Raw genomic sequence first — 24628 nt, forward strand, 5'->3', positions numbered from 1 at the left:
ATACCACCAGCAGTGTTTGCGGCACGCTATCGCCAGCAGCGGACCACCGAACTATCAAGCAGTACCACTACCATGCAAACCTAGGACTTCTCTCCTTATCGCTGGTATGGCTGGAGGGGGAAGATCACTTGATGGCCGGCATCGGGGGCTCCATGTTTTGCTAAGCGTTTTCATCTTTTTAGCATATGGGCCGATGCCGGCGGGGAACGGCAGCGTTTTAGCGGGCCTTGAACCGTTTACAGCATCAGGTTTAGCATGCGGTCGATGCGCACGCGGCTCAGGCGGGTCAATAGTTTTTTGATTTGTTCGGGATAGGTGCGCACGTCTTCCAGCTCGCGGTAATGCAGCAACTGTCGGCTGTGACGCAAGATGTTTTCCTGTTCTTGCAGGTTCTGGTGCTTAAGCTCGGCGTTGGGATCGCTGATCAGCAACGCGTTCTCCATGTCCAGGCGGAAGGCGCGCGGATTGAGATTGTTGCCGGTCAGCAGCATGTGGCGCTGGTCGCTGAACATGCCTTTGAGGTGATAGGTGTTGTCGCCGTCTTTCCACTGGTGCACTCGCAGCTGGCCGACACCGATGTAGTGGCGTTGGCGCTTGGCGAAGCGACGCAAGTTCATTTCGTAGAGATAGGGCAGCGCGCCGATGACACGGAAGGGCTCGCTGGGCGGAATGTAGAAGTCATTGGCAGTTTTATCGCCGACGACGATGTCGATTTGCACGCCACGGCGCAGCGCCTTGCTGATGGCAAGCACTACCGGCCGCGGAAAGTTGAAATAGGGGGTGCAGATGAACAGCGAACTGCGGGTATTTGCAATCAGTTCCAGAATCACCCGGTTGAGCGTGTTGCCCTTGCCGATGCCGACAATCGGGCTGATGGCCAGTCCGTCTTCCGCGCCAATCTGGTTGTCAATCCGGTATTGGCTATGGCTGATCTTGTCGCGGAAGGCGCGGATTTCCTTGCGTATGCTGCGCGTGGCCGGCGCCGGTTTGTCCAGCCGGAATACCGCTGGGTCGTTGAAGAACTGCTCGTGCATATAGCTGGACATCACATCCGCCAGCGCCTGATTGCGGATCAGGTGGTAGCGGTCGAAACGGTACTTGTCCAGCTTGTGCAAGTAGACATTGTTGATGCTGGCGCCGCTGTACAGCACCTGGTCGTCAACAATCAGACCTTTAAGATGCAGCACGCCGAATAGTTCGCGGGTTTGCACCGGGATGCCGTAGATGGGCACGTCAACGTTGTGCCGCAGCGCCTGGGCCCGGTACCAGGCGGCGTTGCAACTGTCCTGGCTTTCGCCGATGCGCCCGCGCTGGGCGCGGTGCCAGTCCACCATGATGCGGATATCCAGTTGCGGCTGCCGCTGTTTGGCGGTGAACAGCGCGTCCAGCACTTCCTGGCCGGCTTCGTCGTGCTCCAGATAGAGCGCGACGATATAGACGCGGTGCCGGGCCTGCGCGATCGCCTCCAGCAGGCAAAGGCGGAAGTCGGCTGTCTGATGCAGGGTGGTGATGGCGTCGGCTTGCATGCGCAGCTTGGGAAGCTGAGCCAGCAACGATCTTTTTAGCAGAAATGCCATGTAAGCGTTGGGTTTGACGTTTAATCGTGGAATCGTAGCATCGTTTTCGCCTCTTGGGGGAGTCCGCGCCTGCGCAATCCTTGCGCCAGCGCAGTTCCGGACGAAGTCTAAGCTTGGCGAGGCCGGCGATAGAGTCCATGGCAAGGCGGAGCGAAATGTGCAAAAATTCGTTCAACTAGATGAATTGCAGGTTTTCCAATGCTGGACCGGGACGGATACCGCCCCAATGTCGGAATCATCCTCATCAATGGTAAAAATGAGGTGTTCTGGGGCAAGCGAGTGCGGGAGCATTCTTGGCAGTTTCCGCAAGGCGGAATCAAGCCTGGCGAGAGTCCGGAGGCCGCGATGTATCGCGAGCTGCTGGAAGAGGTGGGTTTGCTGCCGCAACATGTGAAAATACTGGGACGCACCCGCGACTGGATGCGTTACGAGGTGCCGACCAATTGGGTGCGCCGGGAGTGGCGCGGCAGTTACAAGGGGCAGAAGCAGATTTGGTTCCTACTGAAGCTGGTGGGGCGCGAGTGCGACGTTTGCCTGCGCGCCAGCAGCCACCCCGAGTTTGACGGCTGGCGCTGGAACGAGTATTGGGCGCCGGTGGATGCGGTGATCGAGTTCAAGCGCGAGGTGTACGAGCGCGCGTTGGCCGAGCTGTCGCGCTTCCTGCGCGGAGTGGAAAGCCGGGAGGCCTATCTGGCCCGGCTTGGCCGCGCCCAGGAGCCGCATTGATGCGGCGCCGTCTGCGCGCCTCGAAGCGACACGGCGGGCCTGGCCCGCTGTCTTTTTTTGCGCCGTGGCCCTGGCCGCGGCGTTTGGCGTAATTTGCTGAGCAACAAGATTCAAATATGACGCAACAATACGATGAGTCGTCGGTACGGGTACTGAAAGGCTTGGAGCCGGTCAAGGAACGGCCGGGGATGTATACCCGCACCACCGACCCCACCCATATTTGCCAGGAAGTGATAGACAACGCCGCCGATGAGGCGCTAGGCGGCTTTGCGCGCAAGATCGCGGTGACGGTGCATCAGGACGGTTCGCTGTCGGTGGAAGACGACGGCCGCGGCATTCCGGTGGGCCTGCATCCGCAGGAAGGCGTGCCGGTAGTGGAATTGGTGTTCACCCGGCTGCACGCCGGTGGCAAGTTCAACAAGAAAGACGGCGGCGCTTACGCCTTTTCCGGAGGCCTGCACGGGGTGGGCGTGTCGGTAACCAATGCGTTGTCCACCCGGCTGGAGGTGGAGGTCAAGCGCGAAGGCGGCGTGCACCGCCTGGTGTTTTCCGGCGGCGACGTTATTGAGCCTTTGGCCCGGGTGGCGGATTGCGGCCCACGCACAAGCGGCACTCGGGTCAAGGTATGGCCCGATGGCAAGTACTTTGAAAGCCCTCGTTACTCCTTGCCGGAGCTGGAACGCTTGCTGCGCGCCAAGGCGGTGCTGCTGCCCGGCGTCGCGGTCACCCTGGTGGTGGAGCGCCCCAGCGGCGATGAGGTCAAAGTCTGGCAATACCCGGAGGGCTTGAAGAGCTATCTGGCCGAGTTGTGCAACGGCGACGAGCCGGTGGCGCCCTTGTTCGCCGGAGAGGCCTATATCGGCGACGATCACGAGCAGTTCGCCAAGGGCGAGGGCGTACAGTGGGCGATGGCCTGGTTCGAGGACGGCGCCAGCGGCGAGAGTTACGTCAACTTGATTCCGACGCCGGTGGGCGGCACCCATGAGGCCGGTTTGCGCGCTGGCGTGTTCGACGCGGTGAAGAGCTTCATCGATCACCACAACTTGCTGCCGCGCGGCGTCAAGCTGATGGCGGAGGATGTGTGGAGCCGCGTGCGCTTCGTATTGTCCGCCCGGGTGCTGGACCCGCAGTTCCAGGGGCAAACCAAGGACAAGCTGACCAGCCGCGACGCGTTGAAGCTGATTTCCGGCCTGGCGCGCGATCCGGTGGAGCTGTGGCTGAACCAGAACGTGGAGTCCGGCAAGAAGATCGCCGAGTTGGCCATCCGTCAGGCGCAGTCGCGCCTGAAGTCGGTGAAGAAGGTGGAGAAGAAGAAGGGCTCCGGCGTGGCCGTGCTGCCCGGCAAGCTGACCGATTGCGAGAGCGAGGATATCGACCGCAACGAGCTGTTCCTGGTGGAGGGCGATTCCGCCGGAGGCTCGGCCAAGCTGGCGCGAGACAAGGAGTACCAGGCCATCTTGCCCCTGCGCGGAAAGGTGCTCAATAGCTGGGAAACCGACAAGGACCAGCTGTTCTCCAATGCCGAGATTCACGATATTTCGGTGGCCATCGGCGTGGATCCGCACGGGCCCAGCGATCACCCGGACCTGTCCGGCCAGCGCTACGGCAAGATCGCCATCCTGTCCGACGCGGACGTGGACGGTTCCCATATCCAGGTGCTGTTGCTGACGCTGTTCTTCCGCCACTTCCCCCGTTTGATCGAGAACGGCAACATCTACGTGGCCCAGCCGCCGCTGTTCCGCGTGGATGTGCCGGGCCAGGGCAAGCACCGCCCGCCGCGCAAGCTGTACGCCTTGGACGAAGGCGAGATGACCGCCATTCTGGACCGGCTGCGCAGCGAAGGCGTGCGTGAGAACGCCTGGAGCATTTCCCGCTTCAAGGGCCTGGGCGAGATGAACCCGGAACAGTTGAAGGACACTACGATGAATCCAGATACCCGCCGCTTGTCCCAGGTGAGGGTGCGCACCGGCGAGCTGGAGCAGACGCTGTCCACTTTCGTCATGCTGATGGGCAAGGGGGAGGCGTCCAGCCGCCGCAGCTGGATGGAAGCCAATGGCAACGCAGTAGAGGCCGATATCTGAGCAGCCACGCCGCTTGTTCAGAAAGGACGGGAAGCCCCCGCAAGTCTTGCTTGCGGGGGCTTTTTCATTGCGGGCTATAGTAAGGTTAGGCGTGGTGTCTCAATCAAGGGGAATGGCATGGCCAAGCGATGGCGAGGGCTGTTGGCGGGGTGGCTGGCGCTGCCCGCGCTGGCTGCCGGCTATCACTCCTCCAGCCAGGACATCGGTCCCTGGGGCGACGGCGCGAGCCAGGACGGCCTGGCGCCGCGTTTCATCCGCTTCGTGGCGAAGCAGGCGGGACTGACGCTGACTCAGTATGTCCGACCGCTGCCGCGCACGATAGAGGAGTTGAGAAATGGGCGCAACGCGCTGGCGCTGGTGACAGCCTCGCCGGAGCGCGCGCGTTTTGCCGTGGAGCTGTGCCGGCCAGTGTCGATCCGCATTTCCGTGCTCTACCATCGCCGCGGCCTGGTGTCGCCCATCGGCCCGTCTTGGTTCCGCCAGCGCAGCCTGGGCGTTTTGCGCGGTACCCACACCTTGGACGGTTTTATCGCCGAAAGCGGTGCGACGCCGGTGGAGGTGTCGGACATGCCGCAGGGGTTTCGCATGCTGCAAGCCGGCAGGCTGGACGCGATGATGTGCGTGCGTCCAGGCTGCGGCCACGCGCAGAGGCAAATGGGCGGGGGCCTGCCCAATCTGGCCGAATACGTGCATGGCGACGAGCCAATGGCGCTCTACGTATCCAAACGCAGCGAGCTGGCGCGCGACGCCGTCATGTTGGGCAAATTGAAGGCCGCTTGTCTGTCCGTCGCCGGCAAGCGCGAGATGGCCGGCTTGCTGACGATTTACGATTGAGACAGGGACTCACCAGACGCGCAGCGTTTGACCGGTCTGCACGCCTTCCACGCTGCGCACATAGGCTAGGGCCGCGCGCGCTGCCGGCACCGCTTCGAAACCGGGGAAGAAGTCCCGGTACTGTTCCCAGGACTCCTGCAACACGTTGGGGCTGACCACATTGATGCGGCGTCCGCCATCCAGCTCCGCCGCCGCGCCGCGGACAAAGCCTTCCAGCGCCGAGTTCACCGCGCTGGCGTTGCTGCCGAAGCGGATGGGCTGCTCGCTGACGATGCCGCTGGTGAGTGTGATGGAGCCGCCGGCGTTCAGGTAGTGCTGGCCGATCAAGGCCAGTTCCACCTGGCCCATCAGCTTGTCCTTGAGGCCGACGCGGAACTGATCGGCGCTCATTTCCGCCAGGGGGCCGAAATGCAGTTTGCCGGTGGCGCTGATGATGGCGTCCACCTTGCCTATGCGTTCGAACAGAGCGCGAATGCTGTCGCCGTCGGTCAGGTCCACCAGCGCGTCGCCGCGGCGGCTGCCGGCCTTGATCAGCTGATGATGGGACAGCGCCTGGCTGATGGCCTGGCCCAGCGTGCCGTGGGCGCCGACGATGAGAATTTTTTTCATGGGGAATCTCCCGGACAAGTACAAGACCCGGTCATTTTGCGCCCGCGCGGAACATTGATTAATCCGCTAAGATGAACAAGATTGAAAACTATGGGTTATGAATGGCATGGATCGCCTATTGAGCATGGAGCTGTTCGTGGCGGTGGTGGAGCGCGGCAGCTTCACCGCGGCGGCGGAGGCGCATGGTTTGTCCCAGCCCATGGTGGGCAAGCATATCGCCAGCCTGGAGCGGCGGCTGGGCGGCCGGCTGCTGGCGCGCACCACCCGCCGCCAGCAACTGACCGAATTGGGCTCGCACTATTTCCAGCGCTGCCAGTCCATTCTGGCGGAAATCCGCGCGGCGGAAAGCGGGGCCGAACTGATCAGCGGCGCGCCGCGCGGCGTGCTGCGCGTCAACGCCTCGGTGACTTTCGGCTCTCTGCGGCTGGCCGGTCTGCTGGCCGAGTTCATGCAAACTTATCCGGACATCACCGTGGACCTGAGTTTGTCCGACGAGCTGGTCGACTTGGTGGCCGACGGCTACGACGCCGCTTTTCGCATCGGCCGGCTGCCGGACTCCGGCCTGGTGGCGCGGCCCTTGCAGCCCTATCGGATGATGGTGGCGGCAGCGCCCGCCTATCTGGCGCGCAAGGGCGTGCCGCGCGCGCCGGCGGATCTGGCCGCGCATGATTGCCTGGGTTTCTCGCTGTGGCGCAAGGACGATGGCTGGGAGTTGCTGGGGGCCGGCGAGTGGGCCCGCGCCAGCCGCTTTCAGTCTAATCACGGCCAGGCGCTACGCATGGTGGCGCTGGCCGGCGGCGGCATCGTGCTGCAAGCCGAGGCCTTGCTGGGCGACGATGTGGCCGCCGGCCGGCTGGTGGAGGTGTTGCCGGGCTGTTTGCCGCCGCCCAAGCCCATGCATTTGATTTATCTGCAGGACCGCCGGCCTTTGCCCAAGTTGCGTGTGTTCATCGACTTCATTCTGGAGCGCCTGGGCGCGCTGTGAGTTTTATTGACAGGGCCTGTCAGCGATTTTCGTTTGAGCGGCGGCGCGCATCGGCGTAGCGTGGACGCGTGGATGATTTGGAGAGAGGAAAGGGCATGGAACCGGATATGCGGACGCCCAGTCGGCGTGATTTGTTCGCCGGCTTTTTCTCTATCGGGCTGACCGGTTTCGGCGGCGTATTGCCGCAGGCGCACCGGATGATGGTGCTGCGCCGCCGCTGGCTGAGCGAGGCCGACTTCGCCGTGGTGCTGGGCTTGGGCCAAGTGCTGCCCGGCCCCAATATCGTCAATGTCGCGGTGGCGGTGGGCAGCCGCTTTCACGGCGTGAGCGGAGCCTTGGCCGCCATCGCCGGCCTGTTGCTGGCGCCCATGGTCATCGTGCTGTTGTTGGCTTCCTTCTACGGCCATTACCGGCAGCTGCCGCTGGTGCAGAATGTGCTGCATGGCCTGGCCTCTGCCGCCGCCGGCCTGATCGCGGCGATGGGGCTGCGCTTGCTGGCGCGTATTGAGCGCAAGCTGTGGTGCGCGCTGGTGGCGGCGCTGACCTTCTGCGCGCTGGGCGTTCTGCAACTGCCCTTGCTGTGGTCGCTGGCCTTGCTGGCGCCCATCGCCATCGGGCTGGCCTGGCGAGACAGACCGAAGGAGGACTCATGATTCTGCTGGTGCTGTTGTGGCAGTTTTCCATGCTGTCGCTGGTGGCGGTGGGCGGCGCCAATGTGCTGATACCCGAGCTGCAGCGCCTGGTAGTGGAGCAGGGCTGGATGAACGCGCGCGAGTTCGCCGCGCTGTTCGCCATCGCTCAGGCCGCGCCCGGCCCCAATGTGTTGGTAGTCTGTCTGATCGGCTGGCAGGTGGCCGGGGTGCCGGGCGCGCTGGTCAGCATGGTGGGTATCTGCGGCCCGTCGTCGGTACTCAGTTTTTACGTGGCGCGCTGGTGGCAGCGTTATCAGCAGGCGCCGTTGACCCGGGCAATCCAGCGGGGACTGGCGCCGCTGACCATAGGGCTGGTGGCGGCCAGCGCCTGGCTGTTGAGCCAGGCGGCCAATGCCGACGCGGGCGCCTGGCTACTGTGCGGCGCGGTGGCGCTGACGGCGTGGCGCACTGCGATCAATCCCTTGTGGCTATTGTCGGCCGGCGCTTTGCTAGGCGGTTTGGGGTTGCTCTAGGATTGCGTTCAAAGTCTCGCTTTAGTTAGCGAGATTGTGAACAGGCTCTACGCGGTGGCCATAATGAACAGGGTTTTCTCGGGAGGACCCGCATGATGCGAATCTTGATGCTGCTGCTGTGCGTTCTGGCGCTGCCGGCGTTGGGGCAAACTTTGTCGATCCGCTACGCGCTGGTGTCCGGAGAGCAAGACCCCCATTTGCCTTATATGCAGGCTTTGCTGCAACTGGCGTGCAGCGAGGTCAAATTCAGTTGCGAACTGAGCAGCGCGCTGGACATGAATCAGGGGAGGGCGCTGGAGCAGATGGCGCACGGCAATGCCGGCGTGGATCTGTTCTGGGGCATGAGCAGCCGCGAGCGCGAACAGAAGGCCCTGCCGGTGCGAATTCCTTTGTACAAGGGCTTGATTGGCTGGCGAGTGCCGCTGGTGCCACAAAAGCGCGGCCGGTTGTTTGAGAAGGTTTTCACCTTGGCGGATCTGAAGACGCTGAGCGCAGGGCAGGGGCAGGATTGGCCGGATACGCAGATTCTGCGCGACGCGGGTTTGCCGGTGGTGGCGAGCCCTTTGTATTTGCCGCTGTTCGCCATGCTGCGACAGGGGCGCTTCGACTATTTCCCGCGCAGCGTGATCGAGGTGGGTCAGGAACTGGAGTCAGACGTCGCCAAGGGCCTGATGCTGGATCCTTTCATTGTGTTGCACTATCCGGCGGTCTTTTATTTCTTTGTGTCGCCGCGCCGGCCGGAGCTGGCCCGGGCGCTGACCCAGGGCCTGGAGGCCGCGGTTAAGGACGGTAGCTTTGACAAGCTGTTCATGCGTTTCAACGGGCCTCGCCTACGCGCCTTGAACCTGGCGCAGCGGCGCATCATAGAGCTGCCCAATCCCTTGTTGCCCAAGGAGGCGCCGCTGAAGCGGAAGGAGCTGTGGTTCTATCCGCGCTGAGGGTCCTGCGGCAGCAGATCGGTAAATACAAAGCCGTCTCGCTCCACCGTTTCGCCCACTGCATGCGGCACCGGTCGCAGGAACATCGGGCCGTCCCAGACGAAGGAGTGGAACTCGCCGTATTCGCCGCAAGGGTCGGCGTCCGGCGGCAGCGCGTCCAGCAATGCCTGACCAAACTCGCTGCCGGCCAGGTCGCGGGGCAACTTGCGCGGGTCCAGGCAGGTCAGCCTGGCTTTGAGCCCGCTGCGCAGCATGGTTTGCGCCAGTTCCGCGGTGGGCAGGCCCCACAACGGGAATAGCGGCGCAATGCCGCTGCCGGCTAGATTCTGCTCTCGGTAGGCGCGCACATCTTCCAGAAATAGATCGCCGAAGGCCATATGACTGACGCCGTCGGCGCGGCAGGCGCTGACGAAGTCCGCCATCCGGCTGGCGTAATCCTTGTTGCTGCAAGGGTAGGGGATGGTCACCTGGCGCAACGGCAAGCCCAGCGCCGCCGCCTGCGCCTGCAGCAACTCCACCCGCACCGCGTGCATGGCCACGCGCTGGAAAGCCTGATTGACGGTGGTGAACAGTCCGACGACTTCAACGTCGGGATCCCGGCGCAGCACGTGCAGCGCCCAAGCGCTGTCCTTGCCGCTGCTCCAGGACAAGAGAACGGTTTTCTTCATGGCGTACAGCTTAGCCGCGCGGAGGCGAGCCGCCAAGCGGGGGGACTGAGCCGGGGGACTCGGGTATAATGACGGTCTATTTTTTCGCCTCTCAGGACTGATTGCCGCATGACCCAGCTCAAGAACGATACCTTCCTGCGCGCGCTGCTTGGCCAGCCCGTCGAATACACTCCGATCTGGATGATGCGCCAGGCCGGCCGCTATTTGCCGGAGTACCGCGCCACCCGCAGCCGGGCCGGCAGTTTCATGGGTTTGTGCACCAGTCCCGACTACGCCACCGAGGTGACGCTGCAGCCGCTGGAGCGTTTCCCGCTGGACGCCGCCATCCTGTTTTCCGACATCCTGACCGTGCCGGACGCCATGGGCCTGGGGCTGTACTTCGCGGACGGCGAGGGGCCCAAGTTCGAGCGTCCGCTGCGCGACGAGGCCGCCGTCCGCGCGCTGGCGGTGCCGGCGCTGGACAAGCTGAGCTATGTCTTCGACGCGGTGTCCAGCATCCGCAAGGTGCTGGACGGCCGCGTGCCGCTGATCGGCTTCTCCGGCAGCCCGTTCACCTTGGCCTGCTACATGATTGAAGGCGGCGGCTCCGACGATTTCCGTCACGTCAAAGCCATGCTCTACAGCCGTCCGGAATTACTGCACCACATCCTGGACGTGAATGCCCGCACTGTGATCGACTACCTGAACGCCCAGATCGACGCCGGCGCGCAGGCGGTGCAGATCTTCGACACTTGGGGCGGCGCGCTGACCCAGGCGGCCTATCGCGAGTTCTCGCTGGCCTATATGCGCCAAATTGTCGCTGGCCTGAAGCGCGAAGCCGACGGCCGCCGCGTGCCGGTGATCGTGTTCACCAAGGGCGGTGGCCAGTGGCTGGAGGAAATCGCAGCCATCGGCGCCGACTGCGTGGGCCTGGACTGGACCACGGATTTGGGCGCCGCGCGCGCGCGGGTGGGCGACAAGGTGGCCTTGCAGGGTAATTTCGACCCCAACGCTTTGTTCGCCGAGCCGGCCGCCATTGAGCGCGAAGTGGCCCGTATCCTGGCTAGCTACGGCGCCGGCAGCGGCCATGTCTTCAACTTGGGCCACGGCATCTCGCAACATGTCAAGCCGGAGCATGCCGGAGCCTTGGTGGAGGCGGTGCATCGCTTGTCCCGTCCCTACCACGCCGCAGGCTGACAAACCGGTTTTAAGTTCAACGGCATATTTCTGTCGGCCCGACGCGATTCCCTTTGGCGAACGCACCAAGTTGGCGCGGGCCGGCGGGCATTAAAGCCGGCTTTATCAGTGTCTAAATCCGACATCAAGCTGTTGTTAGCGCGGCCAGCGGAAAAGGATTTGTTTTTTCAACAGAAAACTTAACTTTTCTCTTGGGGCCGTTCGCGCGTCGTCGGGGTATCCTAACTTGTCCGGCCAATGGCTCTCCTGCGGCCGGATTGTATTTTTACACTGTGATGAATAAGGATATTGACAAGGCGAACCATAGTCGTTCTCTGAGTTATGCACATTTGCTAGTCAGAGTTCAGTGCCTTGTCAAGCCGACTGCTCATGTTTTTTTGATCAATTTAAGTCTTTGAAAATAAAGAGAAAAATAATTGATTAATTTTTGCGCAATCTAACGGAAACGCTGATCTGAGGCCGTTTCAACCTTGGACCGGCAGCTTGTTCACAAAGTTATCCACAGCATCTGTGCACAGAGGCCGCAAAGCCTTGTCACAACAGCATTTGTCTTCGGGGGCGCGCCGGATGGGGCAGCAAAGCATCGTACAAGTGGCCGTGGATGTGCCGCTGCCAGGTACGTTCAGTTACCTGACCCAGTTGTCTGTCATGGCCGGGCAAAGAGTGGCGGTTTCCTTTGGTCCCCGCCGGCTGTGTGGCGTGGTTGTCACGGATATGCCTCAACAGGGTATCGATCCCGCCAAGCTCAAGCCGGTGGAGTCCGTGCTGTCCGGGCTGCCGCCGCTGCCGGAAGACTTCATGGCCCTGGTTCGCTTTGCCGCGGATTATTACCACCATCCCTTGGGGCAGGCGCTGTTCACCGCTCTGCCCACCGGGCTGCGCGAGCCCCGGGACATCGTTTTGCCGGATGAGCGTCCATATGCGCTGACGCCAGAAGGCGAAGCGGAGGCGCCGCCGGCTCGCCAGCGCGCCCGCTTGGCGCTGTGGCAGGCTTTGCAGGACGGCGCGTTGACGCTGGCCGCGGCCAAGGCGGTGACGCCGCAGGCCGGCAAGGTGTTGGCGGATTGGCTGGCGGACAACAAGGTCCGCCGCGTGGAGCTGGAGCCCGTTCCTTTGCGGGTGGCGGACAGCCCTGAATTGAACGAAGAGCAACAAGCCGCGCTGGATGCCTTGCGCGGCCAGGCTGGCTATCAGCCCTGGCTGCTGCACGGCATTACCGGCAGCGGCAAGACCGAAGTCTATCTGCGGCTGATCGCAGATCATCTGGCCGCCGGCCGTCAAGTGTTGGTGCTGGTGCCGGAAATCAATCTGACCCCGCAGTTGATCACGCGCTTTACCCAACGCTTTCCGGACAGCCGCATCGCGGTGCAGCACAGCCACCTGGCCGACGGCGAGCGCCTGAGGGGCTGGCTGGACGGCTGGCAGGGGCGCGCCGACGTGATGATAGGCACCCGCTTGTCGGTATTCACGCCGTTGCCGCGCCTGGGTCTGATCGTGGTGGACGAAGAGCACGACGGCTCGTTCAAGCAGCAGGACGGCTTGCGCTACCATGCGCGCGATCTGGCGATCTGGCGCGCGCGCCAGGCTGGCGTGCCCATTCTGTTGGGCTCGGCCACGCCCAGCCTGGAGACCGTGGCCAATGTCGAAGCCGGCCGCTATCGTCGTTTGGCGCTGAGCCGGCGCGCGCACGGCGCGGCGCGGTTGCCGGATGTGAGGCTGGTCGACGTGAGGCGGCAAAAACTGGCGGAAGGCTTGTCCGAGCCCGTGATCCAGGCGCTGCGCCAGCGCCTGGCGCGCGGCGAGATGAGCTTGGTGTTCATCAACCGCCGCGGCTTCGCGCCGGTGGTGGCCTGTACTGATTGCGGCTGGACCAGCGGCTGCCCGCGCTGTTCCGCTAAGTTGGTGGTGCACCTGTTGGAGCGCAAGCTGCGCTGCCACCATTGCGGTTGGGAAGAGGCGGTGCCGCGCGCCTGCCCGGATTGCGGCAATCCAGACATTAAACCGCTGGGCGAAGGCACCCAGCGGCTGGAGTCCGCGCTGACGCGTTTGTTTCCCGAGGCGCGTATTCTGCGCATAGACCGCGACACCACCAGCCGCAAGGAAGCGTGGGACGAGATCTATCGCAAGGTTCACGCCGGCGAGGTGGACATGCTGGTGGGCACCCAGATGCTGGCCAAGGGCCACGACTTCGGCACTCTGTCGCTGGTGGTGGCGCTGGGCGCGGACGGCGGCCTGTATTCCGCGGATTTCCGCGCCTCCGAGCGGTTGTTCGCGCAACTGATGCAAGTGGCGGGCCGGGCAGGCCGCGCCGAGGCCGCCGGCGAGGTGTTGATCCAGACCCAGTGGCCGGATCATGAGCTATACCAGGCGCTGACGCGTCACGATTTCGACGGCTACGCCAAGGCCCTGTTGGACGAGCGGCGTATCGCCGGTTTTCCGCCCTGCGCCTACCAGGCGATGCTGCGCGCCGACAGCCCCAGCCTGGAATTGGCCACCGCCTTCCTGGCCGAAGTGCGGCGGCTGGCCGAGCCGCTGGCCGAGCAGGTGTTGATCGCCGGCCCGGCGCCGGCGCTGATGGCGCGCTTGGCTAATCGCGAACGCGCACAGCTGGTGCTGGAGTCCCCGCAACGGCAGGCGCTGCACGGATTTTTGAATCAATTGCTGCCGCAGGTGGAAGCAGCGGCCAAACGCCATGGACGCGGCCTGCGCTGGTCGCTGGACGTGGATCCACAAGACATGTGATCGCCAAATGAAAGCAATGAAGAAACAAATCCTGATGGCGGCTTGTCTGCTGTTGCCGGCGTTGCAGGCCCGCGCGTTGGACCTGCACGGCCTCAAGCCGGAGGAGGTGGCCGTCTGGGCCGCGCCGGTGGAAAGCGGCAAGGAGCTGACCGGCCATCGCGCGGACAGCGCGGTCAATCCGGCCTCTACCATGAAGCTGATCACCAGCTGGAGCGCGCTGAACCTGCTCAAGCCCGGCTACCGCTGGCATACCGGGTTGTGGTCCGCCGCGCCGGTGCGCGACGGCGCGCTGCAAGGCGATCTGTACTGGCTGGGCGCCGGCGATCCGCGTTTCAACAACGACAGCCTGCTCAATCTGCTGTACGGCCTGCGGCTGCGCGGCGTGCAACGGATAGACGGCAAGCTGGTGTTGGACAAGAGCGCGTTCAAGGGCGTGTCCAGCGCCCACGATTTTGACGAAGACGCCGGTCGCGCCTTCACAGTGGAGCCGGACAGCCACCTGACCAATCTGAAAGTGGCCTGGCTCAACTTTTACGTTGACGCCGGCGGTGCGCGCGTGGCGCTGGACCCGCCGCTGGCCGGCGTCAGCGTCAACGCCAAGCTTCAGGCCGGCGGGCAGGGCGGCCCGAACGACTGTTCCGATGTGCGCCGCTACGTCAGCATCGCCAACGATTTGCGTTCCGTCACCGTCAGCGGCACCTTGCCGCCCAGCTGCGACGGCGTCAAAACCTTCGTCAACGTGTTGGACCACGACGCCTTCGCCAGCCAGGACTTCGCCGCCCTGTGGCTGGCGCTGGGCGGGGCCGGACCCAAGGGCGCGGGGCTGGGGCGAGTGCCGGCCGGCGCGCGCGAACTGGCCGGCCACGACTCGCAGCCGCTGACCGTGGCGATCAGCGACATCAACAAATACAGCAACAACACCATGGCGCGCACCCTGTTTCTGACCCTGGGCAAGGAGAGCGGCGGCGGCGAAGACACCCGCGCCAACGCCGAGCACGCGGTGCGGCGACTGTTGGCGGCCAACGGCATTTCCGATGAAACCCTGGTGTTGGAGAACGGTTCCGGCCTGTCGCGCCGCGAGCGGGTAAGCGCGCGGCTGATGGGGCAGGTGCTGCTCAACGCCGCGCGCGGACCGTACGCCAGCGAATTCCTGGCCAGCCTGCCCATCGCCGGCGAGGACGGCACCTTGCGCAAGCGCTTCGCCGAACAAGGGCCGCGGCTGAGGATGAAGACCGGTACCTTGAAGGACGTGAAGGCGCTGGCCGGCTACTGGCTGGGCGCGGACGGCCGCCGGCTGGCGCTGACGGTGATCGTCAACAGCCCGCGCGCGCCGGAGATGGGCAGGGCGATGGACCAGATCGTCGCCGATCTGATCGACCGCTTTGAGGCCTCCAAGTAAGAACATGGCGGATTGACGGTTTCGGCGCGCGCGGCGGCGGTATAATATCGGGCTTTGCGCGCTCCTCGCCGGAGCGCCCGATTTCGCGAAAGTCATCGATGAAACCCGTAACCATGTATACCACCGCGGTGTGCCCCTACTGCATCCGCGCCAAGCAAATCCTCGCCGCCAAAGGCGTGGCCGATATCAAGGAAATCCGCATCGACCTGGACCCGGTCGAGCGCGACAAGATGATGGATCTGACCGGCCGCCGCACCGTGCCGCAAATCTTCATCGGCGATGCCCACGTCGGCGGCTGCGACGACCTGATGGCGCTGAACCAGGCCGGCAAGCTGGACCTGCTGCTGGCCGATTGAGCCGTTTTGCCCGCGATCAAACCCCCGTTTGCGGGCGGTTGGCCCTGAACCGCTTTCGTGCGATGATACAGGCCTGTTTTAACCATTCAAAAACCGGCCGCTTGCGAGCGGCCTCCGTGTGAGACAAAGAGATGAGCGAACAACAAGAGCTGCAGCCGGCGTTTTCCATCGAGAAAATCTATGTGAAGGACATGTCCCTGGAAGTGCCTAACGCGCCGCAGGTGTTCCTGGAGCAAGAACAGCCGGAAATCGACATGCAGCTGGCCAGCGAAGGCAAACAGCTGGACGACGGTTTTTACGAAGTGACCCTGACCGTGACGGTGACCGCCAAGCTGCCGGAAAAAACCATGTTCCTGTGCGAAGTGGGCCAGTCCGGCATCTTCCAGATCCGCAACGTGCCGACCGAAGACATCGACCCCATCCTGGGCGTGGCTTGCCCCAATATCCTGTTCCCCTACGCGCGCGAAGCCGTGTCCAGCGTGGTGAACCGCGCCGGCTTCCCGCCGGTGCTGCTGTCGCCGATCAACTTCGAAGCCCTGTACATGCAGCAACGCGCGCAACAGGCCGAAGCCGGCAACGCCTGAGGCGACGCAAGCAATGAAACGCCTCGTATATCCGCTGGCGCTGAGCCTGGGCCTGCTGGCCCACAGCGCCGCCGCACTTGAGTTTCGCTCAGTGAAGGAAACCGGCGTGGCGCTGTACGAGGCGCCGGCGCTCACCTCGAAGAAATTGTTCGTGGTGAGCCGCTACTACCCGGTGGAAGTGCTGAGCAGTCAGAAAGAATGGTCGCGCGTGCGCGACGCCACCGGCGGCATCGCCTGGATTCCGGCCGCCGCGCTGTCCAAGCAGCGCTGGCTGCTGATCACCGCCGACAAGGCGGAAGTGCGCGCCGCGCCGGCCAACGACGGCCCGCTGGCCTACACCGTGCCCAAGGACGGCGTGGTGGAGCTGCAAGAGCCGCCCAAGGGCGGCTGGGTCAAAGTGCGTCACCGCGACGGCAGCATCGGCTATGCTCGTATTACCGACCTCTGGGGCTTGTAAGGGCTACGCATGAAACTGGCCATCCTGGGCGCTGGCGCATGGGGCACCGCCCTGGCCATCGCCTTCGCCCGTCACCATCAAGTCACGCTCTGGGCGCGCGACGCCAACCAGGTGGCCGAACTGGCCGCCAAGCGCGTCAATCAGCGCTATCTTCCCGATTGCCCGTTTCCGGACGCGCTCAAGCTGTCCGCGGAACTGCCGCGCGCCATCCACGACGCCGAACTCATCCTCATCGTCACGCCGATGGCCGGCTTGCGGCCTACGTTGCGGGCGCTGACCGCGCTGTCTTCGCAACTGCCGCCGTTGCTGTGGGCCTGCAAGGGCTTTGAGGCCGGCTCCAGCTTGTTGCCGCACCAGGTGGTGGCGGAGGAGCTGCCGGCCAACCACCGCTGCGGCGTGTTGTCCGGCCCCAGCTTCGCCCGTGAAGTGGCGCAGGGCTTGCCGGCGGCGGCGGCCGTTGCCTCCGACGACGAAGCCTTCGCCTGGCAAGTGGCGCGCGATCTGCACAGCCCGCTGCTGCGTCTGTACGCCAACGCCGATCTGGTGGGGGTGGAAGTGGGCGGCGCGGTCAAGAACGTGATGGCCATCGCCACCGGCGTGGCCGATGGCCTGGAATACGGCATGAACGCCCGCGCCGCGCTGATCACCCGCGGGCTGGCGGAAATCACCCGCCTGGCCACCGCGCTGGGCGCCAGCCAGCAGACCATGATGGGCCTGGCCGGCATGGGCGATCTGATTCTCACCTGCACCGGAGCGCTGTCGCGCAACCGTCAGGTGGGCCTGAAACTGGCCGAGGGCAAGCCCTTGCAGCAAGCGCTGCAGGAACTGGGCCACGTAGCCGAAGGCGTGGCCACCGCTCGCGAAGTGCTGACCATGGCTGAACGGCTGGAAGTGGACATGCCGATCACCGCCGCGGTCTGCGGCCTGCTCTACCAGGGGCATGATCCGCAGCGTGTGGTGCAGGAGTTGCTGAGCCGTTCGCCCAAGTCGGAGGCGGGCGATCTGCTGCATTGAAGCATCTGCCGGGGCGCCGGCCGAATGAGAAAACGGACCGTTGCTCAGAAGAGCGCGGTCCGTTTTTTTATGGTGGCAGGGAATAGCTATCGCCTGTTGTTCGTGTAAAGCCGCCTTGTCATGCGGTGACGACTCCGATAGGTGCATATGACCACGCCTGTAGCGCTCTCCTTGGCGCCTCCTTGCTTGTTTTTCAGGTCGGGGCTAGCCATCCCTTCAAGGCTGCGCCTGCAGCGCGTCCAGGCCGTGTTGCAACCACTGCTGCGCCGGTTCCAGCGTCAGATGCAGCACATTGCAGGGGCAGGGCTGTTCCTTGGCCTGCTCCAGCAGCGCCAATACCGCGCACAGGCTTTCGTGGCCCTTGCGCAGATCGCGTATGGCGCTGCGCAGGCTTTGCTCGCGGGCGTACAGCCGGTTTTCCAGCCGTTTCAGCGAGGCCGGCGCCACACTGTTGAACGGGCGCAATTCGGAGAGCAGCGTATTCAGGGGAAGAGAGGGAGACAGCAGGGCGCGATAGCGCCGGGTTTGGTGCGTCATCGGAAGGCTCCTATGGCTGGGCCTGCCTTCGCTGCTACGCGGGTACGGCAGGCGAATGACGAGGGTAGCAGACCGGCCATAGCTCCGGCAGGCGCACGAATGCGCCTCCCCGCCAGCGCCTGCCTTTGATAAGGCGGGGGACTATGGCGAGGCTATGGCTTTATGAGCTGCTACACCCAAATGCCGCAGAATGAGGCGGCACGCGGCGATTGTTACTGATTGGGGATGGAGGGTCAAGCCAGCGGCTTTGGCGGGGGGCAAGGCCTGCAAGCAGGCGCGGCCGGCGGCTCCGGAGAGAAGTAGCACCGCCAGAAAGCTTCGCGGCAGGCGTTGTTGAAGCTGATATGGCCGGGCTGGATGGCGTCGCCGGACGGCTGGCGGACGACTTCGTAACGAATCCAGCACTCGGCGCAGGCGGCCTCGGCCGGGTAATCGTCCTGTTCCGTCGTCCGCTGGATCATTGCGCCATCGTCGAAAACATAGGTGGACTGCTCTGCAACGACCGTATAGCCCTGATCCGTCCAACGGTTCCGGCTTGAGCCGTCCAGGCGCGCGCGGCGCGGGGAGGGCGCGTTCAGGATGGCGTTGACGTAGTTGACCAGATGATTCATGCGGCTGCGGCTTGGACAGGTGCGGAAGGCTGTAATGGTAGGCGTAAACGGGGCGGGGGAGAAGCGGAAGAACAAAACAAAAAAGCCCTTGATTTTTCAAGGGCTTAATTGCTTGGTCTGGCGGAGAGGGAGGGATTCGAACCCTCGGTACGCTCGCACGTACGCCTGATTTCGAGTCAGGTACATTCGACCACTCTGCCACCTCTCCGACTCAGAGTGGGGCATTCTATTGGGCAAGGGTTTAGCTGTCAAGAGCCTTGTCGCAGCTAGCCATAAAAAACGCCGCCCGGAGGGGCGGCGCGTTCAACGGAGCAGACCATGCTCAGTGTTTTTTCAGCTCGCCTTCCCACTTGGCCACCACCGCGGTGGCGATGGAGTTGCCCACCACATTGGTGGCGGAGCGGCCCATGTCCAGGAAGTGGTCGATGCCCAGCAAGAGCAGCAGGCCGGCTTCCGGAATGTTGAACTGAGCCAGGGTGGCGGCGATCACCACCAGCGAGGCGCGCGGCACGCCGGCCATGCCCTTGGAGGTGAGCATCAGGATCAGCAGCATGGAGATTTCCTGCGCCAGCGTCAGATCAATGCCGTAAGCCTGGGCAATGAAGATGACGGCGAAGGTGCAGTACATCATCGAGCCGTCCAGATTGAAGGAGTAGCCCATCGGCAGCACGAAGCTGGCGATCTTGTTGGAGCAGCCGAAGCGCTCCAGCTGTTCCAGGGTCTTGGGGTAAGCGGCTTCGGAGCTGGCAGTGGTGAAGGACAGCAGCAGCGGTTCGCGCATCATGCCCATCAGCTTGAGCACGCGGGTGCCGATGAACAGGCCCCCGATCAGGATCAGCAGGCCCCACAGGATGCCGATGGACAGGTAGAACTCCGCCATGAACTTGCCGTAGGTGGCGAGGATGCTCAGGCCTTCCTTGGCCACGGTGGCGGCGATGGCGCCAAACACGGCCAGCGGCGCGAACAGCATCACGTAGCTGGTCACTTTCAGCATCACGTGGGCCACCACGTCGATGGTGTCGATCAGCAGCTTGGCGCGGTCGCCCAAAGCCGCCATCGCGCAACCGAAGAACACCGAGAACACCACGATCTGCAGAATCTCGTTGGTGGCCATCGCTTCAAACACGCTCTTGGGGATGGCGTGGGTGATGAAGTCCTTCACCGACAGCGCGCCGACCTGGATGCCACTGGTGGCGTGGCTGTCCGGCAGCGGCAGGCCAAGGGCCACGCCTGGCTTGAGCAGGTTGACCATGATCAGGCCCAGGGTCAGGGACATCAAGGACGCGCTGATGAACCAGAGCATGGTCTTGCCGCCGATGCGGCCGACGGTCTTGGCGTCGCCCATCTTGGCGATGCCTACCACCAGGGTGGAAACCACCAAGGGCGCGATGATCATCTTGATCAGGCGCAGGAAGATGTCGGTCAGAATGGAGATATTGCTGGCGAAGGCTTGGATGTCGGCTTCATTGGCGGCGTTCTCGCGGTAGAGATAGCCAGTGATGATGCCCAGCACCAGGCCGATGAGGATCAGCCCTGTGAGTTTTTTCGACTGCATTGAGAAGTTCCTACCTGTATTTGAGAGCGTTTTGATAACAACACGGCAAGTTCGCAATGAAACAATGCCGGCGCCGGTCCGGTGGAGGGAGCAGCCGCTTCGTGTGTGTCAAGGTTGCCGATGTAGTGGCCTGCCTACGTTATTGTTGTTTGATTTTATTGGCATTGCTGCCAGTTGTAGGACAGTTGTTGACCTATTTAGGGGTGGGATTATAGTGAATTAGCGAACGCTTGTCTTTGTTGTATTTCGAGTCTTGAATTTCGCAGCGGAGTGTGTGTTGCGGAAACGAATGATGATGAACTTGCCATCGGGATGAGGGGCCGCCCCCGGCGCCTTGCGGCGGCGGCCTAGTATGTCAGTGGTGGATGTCCAGCGTGACGTCGCCGCGTTCTTCGGCCACGGTTTCCAGAATTTCCAGAATGGTGGCGTAAAGGTCCACGCCCATCGCTTTGCGCGCTTCCTCGGTTTCGCGCCAGACGATTTCGAATGGGCCCGCCACGTCTTTAGCCAGGCTGTCGTACAGCGCGTCTAGATTGCGGCCGAAGTGGGCCGGCAGGAGCAACTGGCGGCTCAGCTCGTCAAACAGCTGGTCCAGGCTCTTGATGTGGTGCAATTCGCAAACTTTCACTGGCATGGTGGCACCTCGATGAAGCGGTTGTAGTGGTCCACGGTGATGAAACGTTGACCGGAACCGGAGAACACGATGCGGTAAGCACCGCGCTTGCCCCCTTTATAGTTCAAGTCGGCTTCCTGCCATTGCCCTTTGGGCAAGCGTTTTTCGTAATTGCCGAAGCGGTCGCCGCCTATGGATTTGCCGTTGAGGCCGGGCACGCTCCACAGGCTGCGGCCAGGCTGCCAGCCGGCGTTTTTGGCTTGGCGTTTATTGATGAATTGCGGCGGTAGCTGGCCGTTCTTGCCCAACTGGCTTAGCACCGCGCTCAGTTCGTTCTGGTTGAGCCGGTTGCCGGCTTGCTGATTGATCTGGGCCGCCACCAGCGAGCATTGGGGCAAGGCCCAGGCGGCGGGGGCGGCGATCAGGCAGGCCAGCGCCAGCAGGCGCGATAGACGTGGAATCATTGGGCTTGCTCCATGGGCAGGGATTCAACCGGATAATCGGCGCCTATCAGCAGCGGCAGGATGCGGCGCATGCCGGCGCTATCGGCGTCGGTGGTGATGAAGCGGTAGGCCGGCTCGGCTGTGGGCGCGGCGTCCGGCAGCAGCGAGGCCACGCGACGGGCGATGGCTTCGGCCGGATCGTACAAGGCGATGCCGTCGCCGGTCAGCTCGCGGATCAGCGGCTCTAAAAACGGATAATGGGTGCAGCCCAGCGCGATGTGGTCGACGTTCTCGCCAAGTAGCGGCCGCACTACGTCCGCCACCAGTTCGCGCGTGCGCGGGCTGTCGAGTTCGCCTGCCTCCACCTGTTCCACCCAGCCCGCGCCCACGCGGCGCAGCACTTCAACGTGGCCGGCATGGGTGTCCAGCAGTTTGCGCACCCGCTCGCTTTGCAGCGTGGCCTGGGTGGCCAGCACGGCGATGCGGCCGGTGCGGCTCATGGCCGCCGCCGGCTTGATCGCCGGCTCTATGCCCACCAGCGGAATGGAAAGTTCGCGACGCATGGCGGCGATGCCGGCGGTGGTGGCGGTGTTGCAGGCCACCACCAGCAGGGTGGCGCCTTGTTCTTGAAGGTAGCGGCCCATCCTGACGCTGCGCTCGGCGATGTCGCTGTGGCTGCGTTGGCCGTAGGGGCAGTAGGCCTGATCGGCCAGATAGGTGATGCCCCAGCCGGGCAGCGCGGCGCGCACGGCCTTCCATACCGAAAGGCCGCCGAGGCCGGAGTCGAACATCGCGATCATGAGGCGTGTGTCAGTTGTTCTGGATGACGATCTTGGGGAATTTGCCGGAGAAGTCCTGAGCTTTCTCGCCCACCTTCACCGCCACTTTGCGGGCGATGGCCTTGTACAGTTCTGCCACCTTGCCATCCGGATCGGCCGCCACCGTGGGGGTGCCGCCGTCCGCCGCCAGGCGGATGCCCATATCCAGCGGCAGGGAGCCCAGCACGTCCACGCCGAAGTCCGCCGCCATCCGCGCCGCGCCGCCTTCGCCGAAGATGTGTTCGGCGTGGCCGCAGTGGGTGCAGACGTGGATGGCCATGTTCTCCACCATGCCCAGGATGGGAATGCCCACTTTCTGGAACATGGTGACGCCCTTGCGCGCGTCCAGCAGCGCGATGTCCTGCGGGGTGGTGACGATGACGGCGCCGGTGACCGGCACTTTTTGCGACAGCGTCAGCTGGATGTCGCCGGTGCCCGGCGGCATGTCGATGACCAGATAGTCCAGATTGTCCCAGCGGGTGTCGTTGAGCAGCTGTTGCAGCGCCTGGCTGACCATGGGGCCGCGCCAGACCATGGCCTGGTCCGCGTCCACCAGATAGCCGATGGACATGGTCTGCACGCCGTGGCTTTCCAGCGGCTTCAGGCTCTTGCCGTCCGGGGTTTCCGGACGCTGGCCCTGCAAGCCCATCATCAGCGGCTGGGACGGGCCGTAGATGTCTGCGTCCAGGATGCCGACGCGCGCGCCTTCCGCGGACAGCGCCAGCGCCAGGTTGGCCGCGGTGGTGGATTTGCCCACGCCGCCCTTGCCGGAGGCGACGGCGATCACGTTCTTGACGCCGGAGAGCAGCGGCACGCCGCGCTGGGCGGAGTGGCTGGTGATCAGGCTGCCCACGCGCACGCTGAGTTTGCGTTGCTCGGCCAGCGGCGCCAGCGCGGCTTCGAAGCGCTGGCGCACGGGCTCGTGCTGGCTATTGGCCGGATAGGCCAACACCACGTCCAGCGACAGTTCGGCATCGCTGATCTTGATGTTTTTCACCGCCTTGGCGGCGACGAAGGGTTTGCCGGTGTTGTCGTCGATCAGGCTGGACACGGCTTCCAGCACTTGAGCATCGCTGAGTGACATGCTGTTTTCGGTTCCCGGTGAGGACTGGAAAAGGCGGGTGAGCTTGGAGAGCATGGGAAGGACATCCGTTGAATCTGTGGCTGTCCGGCAGTGTACCCCAACTTGCCCGCGCTGGCATCGGCGCGGGCGGGAAGGGCGTCCCGCCGGCCAGGTTTATTTGACCACGTTGCCGGCGACGTTGAGTACGTCCCAGGTGCGGGCGAAGGGGGGCGCGTAGCAGAAGTCCATCATGCCCAGTTCTCGCGCGCTGACGTCTTTGGCGATGGCCACGGCCAGCGCGTCCAGCCGGTGCACCACATCGCCGTTGCGGCCTATCATCTGCGCGCCCAGCAGCCGTTGGCTGCCGGTTTCGTAAGTCAGCTTGACGTGGACTTCCGCCTGGCCCGGCACGTAATTGGTGTGGTTCTTGTCCTTGACCAGCACGCTCTGGCAGTCGAATCCGGCCGCGCGCGCCTGAGCGTCGGACAGGCCGGTGCGCGCGGCGTCCAGGGACAGCACCCGCACTGCAGCGGAGCCCAGGGTGCCGGGATAGGCCTGGCGGCCGCCGGCCAGATTCTCGCCCACCAGCCGGCCCAGCTTGTTGGCCCCGGTGGCCAGCGCCACGTAGACCGGTTGGCCGGTCAGCTGATGCGGCGCGGCGGCGCAGTCGCCGGCGGAGTAAATGTCCGGCAGGCTGGTTTCGCCGTAAGCGTTGACCACGATGGCGCCGTTGCCCAGCCGCGTAAGGCCGGCGTCGGCGACGAAGGCGGTGTTGGGGCGGATGCCTATGCTCAGCACCACCAGATCGGCCGGGTATTCGCCGCGATCGGTGAGCACGCTTTGCACCTTACCGTCGCCGCGCAGCGCGGTGACGGCCTCGGACAGGTGCAAGGCCACGCCGTGTTCGCGCAATTCCTGCTCCATCAGACCGGTGATTTCGGCGTCGAAGGCGTCCGGCATTACCCGCTCGGCCAGCTGGATCAGGCGCACGCGCTTGCCCAGGCGGACCATGGCTTCGGCCAATTCCAGGCCGATGAAGCCGGCGCCGATGATGGCGACCTCGCGCACTTCCTCGCGGGCCGCGGCCGCGCGCAGCGCCAGGCCGTCCTCCATTACCCGCAGCGTGTGCACGCCCGGCAAGTCCAGGCCCGGCAGCGGCGGCCGGATTTCGCTGGCGCCGGTGGCGATCATCAGCTTGTCGTAAGCGGCGTCGAAGGCTTCGCCGTCCGCCAGCCGGCGCACCCGCACCCGCTTGGCGGCGGGGTCTATGCTCAGCGCCTGGTGGCCGGTATGCACGCGGATATGGCGCTTGGCGAAGTCTTCCACGCTGAATTCGGCCATATAGCCGGGCTCGTCGAACTCGCCGCCGACGAAGTAGGGCAGGCCGCAAGCGCCAAAGGAAATGACCTCCGACATCTCGTAGACGTCGATTTCAGCTTGGGGCGCGCTGCGGCGCGCCTTGGCCGCCGCGCTCATGCCGGCGGCTTCGCCGCCGATGATGACGATTTTCATAGTGTGTTCCCGTCGGGGTTATTGCTGTGCCGCGCGGCGCCGGCTCGCGCTGGGGCGGGCTCGGTCTGCATCGCGGGGCTGTTGGCCGCTTTCATGGAAAAACCGCCGAGGATGCTTAGTTTACAGGCTGTAAATAGGCATTCCCAGGCGGTTTTCAAGGCTGAT

At 64.0% G+C, this 24628-nt stretch carries 25 protein-coding genes and 1 tRNA gene; 14 read left to right on the forward strand and 12 right to left on the reverse strand.

The features are described from left to right. Positions 1-236: 236 nt before the first annotated feature. A complete protein-coding gene (gene pssA / locus B0T39_RS21155; protein WP_081550174.1) occupies positions 237-1577 on the reverse strand; it encodes a CDP-diacylglycerol--serine O-phosphatidyltransferase in 1341 nt (446 codons plus the stop codon). Between the two features lie 198 nt (positions 1578-1775). Between pssA and B0T39_RS21160 the strand changes: the two genes are divergently transcribed. From B0T39_RS21160 to B0T39_RS21170, 3 genes are all read left to right on the forward strand, one after another. Then, positions 1776-2303 (forward strand): RNA pyrophosphohydrolase, encoded by a 528-nt coding sequence (locus B0T39_RS21160; protein ID WP_019103838.1) that lies wholly within the window; start codon positions 1776-1778, stop codon positions 2301-2303. A gap of 116 nt (positions 2304-2419) precedes the next feature. Then, positions 2420-4384 carry a DNA topoisomerase IV subunit B gene (gene parE / locus B0T39_RS21165; RefSeq protein WP_081550178.1) on the forward strand — a complete coding sequence of 655 codons (1965 nt, stop codon included), beginning with the start codon at positions 2420-2422 and terminating at the stop codon, positions 4382-4384. A 117-nt stretch (positions 4385-4501) separates the two neighbouring features. Continuing rightward, entirely contained in the window at positions 4502-5218 is a 717-nt protein-coding gene (locus B0T39_RS21170; protein ID WP_081550180.1) for a substrate-binding periplasmic protein, read from the forward strand. 9 nt (positions 5219-5227) lie between these two features. Here B0T39_RS21170 and B0T39_RS21175 read toward each other — a convergent pair whose 3' ends face one another. Further along, positions 5228-5827 carry a short chain dehydrogenase gene (locus B0T39_RS21175; protein WP_081550182.1) on the reverse strand — a complete coding sequence of 200 codons (600 nt, stop codon included), beginning with the start codon at positions 5825-5827 and terminating at the stop codon, positions 5228-5230. Positions 5828-5933: 106 nt separating this feature from the next. On the opposite strand from B0T39_RS21175, the gene B0T39_RS21180 reads away from it, so the two are divergent. The 4 genes from B0T39_RS21180 (at position 5934) to B0T39_RS21195 (ending at position 8915) form a co-directional block, all read left to right on the forward strand. After that, positions 5934-6812, forward strand: coding sequence for a LysR family transcriptional regulator (locus B0T39_RS21180; RefSeq protein WP_081550257.1), 879 nt, complete (start codon positions 5934-5936; stop codon positions 6810-6812). Positions 6813-6907: 95 nt separating this feature from the next. Beyond that, positions 6908-7465 (forward strand): chromate transporter, encoded by a 558-nt coding sequence (locus tag B0T39_RS21185; protein ID WP_081550184.1) that lies wholly within the window; start codon positions 6908-6910, stop codon positions 7463-7465. Then, positions 7462-7977, forward strand: a complete 516-nt coding sequence (locus B0T39_RS21190) for a chromate transporter (RefSeq protein ID WP_081550186.1) — start codon at positions 7462-7464, stop codon at positions 7975-7977. The genes B0T39_RS21185 and B0T39_RS21190 overlap by 4 nt, the downstream gene beginning before the upstream one ends. Before the next feature lie 92 nt (positions 7978-8069). Next, a complete protein-coding gene (locus B0T39_RS21195) occupies positions 8070-8915 on the forward strand; it encodes a substrate-binding periplasmic protein (RefSeq protein WP_081550188.1) in 846 nt (281 codons plus the stop codon). Here B0T39_RS21195 and B0T39_RS21200 read toward each other — a convergent pair. Continuing rightward, positions 8903-9583 (reverse strand): ATP-binding protein, encoded by a 681-nt coding sequence (locus tag B0T39_RS21200; protein ID WP_081550190.1) that lies wholly within the window; start codon positions 9581-9583, stop codon positions 8903-8905. The two genes, B0T39_RS21195 and B0T39_RS21200, sit on opposite strands and share 13 nt — an antisense overlap. 108 nt (positions 9584-9691) lie before the next feature. Between B0T39_RS21200 and hemE the strand changes: the two genes are divergently transcribed. From hemE to B0T39_RS21235, 7 genes are all read left to right on the forward strand, one after another. Continuing rightward, the gene (hemE, locus tag B0T39_RS21205; RefSeq protein WP_081550192.1) at positions 9692-10759 is read left to right on the forward strand and encodes a uroporphyrinogen decarboxylase; all 1068 of its coding nucleotides are present in this window, start codon (positions 9692-9694) and stop codon (positions 10757-10759) included. A gap of 567 nt (positions 10760-11326) precedes the next feature. Continuing rightward, positions 11327-13501, forward strand: a complete 2175-nt coding sequence (locus B0T39_RS21210) for a primosomal protein N' (RefSeq protein WP_081550194.1) — start codon at positions 11327-11329, stop codon at positions 13499-13501. A 16-nt stretch (positions 13502-13517) separates the two neighbouring features. Then, positions 13518-14900 carry a D-alanyl-D-alanine carboxypeptidase/D-alanyl-D-alanine endopeptidase gene (dacB, locus tag B0T39_RS21215; protein WP_254894622.1) on the forward strand — a complete coding sequence of 461 codons (1383 nt, stop codon included), beginning with the start codon at positions 13518-13520 and terminating at the stop codon, positions 14898-14900. Between the two features lie 98 nt (positions 14901-14998). Then, on the forward strand, positions 14999-15256 hold the full coding sequence (gene grxC, locus B0T39_RS21220; RefSeq protein WP_081550199.1) for a glutaredoxin 3: 258 nt from the start codon (positions 14999-15001) through the stop codon (positions 15254-15256). Positions 15257-15387: 131 nt separating this feature from the next. Further along, the gene (gene secB / locus B0T39_RS21225; RefSeq protein ID WP_081550201.1) at positions 15388-15840 is read left to right on the forward strand and encodes a protein-export chaperone SecB; all 453 of its coding nucleotides are present in this window, start codon (positions 15388-15390) and stop codon (positions 15838-15840) included. Between the two features lie 13 nt (positions 15841-15853). After that, positions 15854-16297, forward strand: coding sequence for an SH3 domain-containing protein (locus B0T39_RS21230; protein ID WP_081550203.1), 444 nt, complete (start codon positions 15854-15856; stop codon positions 16295-16297). 9 nt (positions 16298-16306) lie between these two features. Next, positions 16307-17311, forward strand: a complete 1005-nt coding sequence (locus tag B0T39_RS21235; RefSeq protein WP_081550205.1) for an NAD(P)H-dependent glycerol-3-phosphate dehydrogenase — start codon at positions 16307-16309, stop codon at positions 17309-17311. A gap of 216 nt (positions 17312-17527) precedes the next feature. On the opposite strand, the gene B0T39_RS21240 is transcribed toward B0T39_RS21235, so the two are convergent. The 9 genes from B0T39_RS21240 to B0T39_RS21280 all read right to left on the reverse strand — a co-directional run bounded on the left by B0T39_RS21240 (position 17528) and on the right by B0T39_RS21280 (position 24463). Continuing rightward, positions 17528-17848: a hypothetical protein gene (locus B0T39_RS21240; RefSeq protein ID WP_081550207.1), complete on the reverse strand. Its 321-nt coding sequence runs from the start codon at positions 17846-17848 to the stop codon at positions 17528-17530. A 233-nt stretch (positions 17849-18081) separates the two neighbouring features. Next, a complete protein-coding gene (locus tag B0T39_RS21245; RefSeq protein WP_081550209.1) occupies positions 18082-18459 on the reverse strand; it encodes a hypothetical protein in 378 nt (125 codons plus the stop codon). 118 nt (positions 18460-18577) lie between these two features. Next, positions 18578-18667: transfer RNA gene (locus tag B0T39_RS21250), tRNA-Ser, on the reverse strand. A 114-nt stretch (positions 18668-18781) separates the two neighbouring features. After that, on the reverse strand, positions 18782-20014 hold the full coding sequence (locus tag B0T39_RS21255) for a dicarboxylate/amino acid:cation symporter (RefSeq protein ID WP_081550211.1): 1233 nt from the start codon (positions 20012-20014) through the stop codon (positions 18782-18784). 355 nt (positions 20015-20369) lie between these two features. Next, on the reverse strand, positions 20370-20648 hold the full coding sequence (locus B0T39_RS21260) for a barstar family protein (protein WP_081550213.1): 279 nt from the start codon (positions 20646-20648) through the stop codon (positions 20370-20372). Further along, positions 20639-21091, reverse strand: a complete 453-nt coding sequence (locus B0T39_RS21265) for a ribonuclease domain-containing protein (RefSeq protein WP_081550215.1) — start codon at positions 21089-21091, stop codon at positions 20639-20641. Before B0T39_RS21265 ends, B0T39_RS21260 begins: the two co-directional genes overlap by 10 nt. Beyond that, entirely contained in the window at positions 21088-21870 is a 783-nt protein-coding gene (gene murI, locus B0T39_RS21270; RefSeq protein ID WP_081550217.1) for a glutamate racemase, read from the reverse strand. Before murI ends, B0T39_RS21265 begins: the two co-directional genes overlap by 4 nt. Positions 21871-21880: 10 nt before the next feature. After that, a complete protein-coding gene (apbC, locus tag B0T39_RS21275; RefSeq protein WP_081550219.1) occupies positions 21881-22972 on the reverse strand; it encodes an iron-sulfur cluster carrier protein ApbC in 1092 nt (363 codons plus the stop codon). A gap of 153 nt (positions 22973-23125) precedes the next feature. After that, on the reverse strand, positions 23126-24463 hold the full coding sequence (locus B0T39_RS21280; RefSeq protein ID WP_081550221.1) for a CoA-disulfide reductase: 1338 nt from the start codon (positions 24461-24463) through the stop codon (positions 23126-23128). Positions 24464-24628: the final 165 nt, after the last annotated feature.

Origin of the sequence: Chromobacterium haemolyticum (assembly GCF_002081825.1) — a bacterium.
GTDB lineage: Bacteria > Pseudomonadota > Gammaproteobacteria > Burkholderiales > Chromobacteriaceae > Chromobacterium > Chromobacterium fluminis.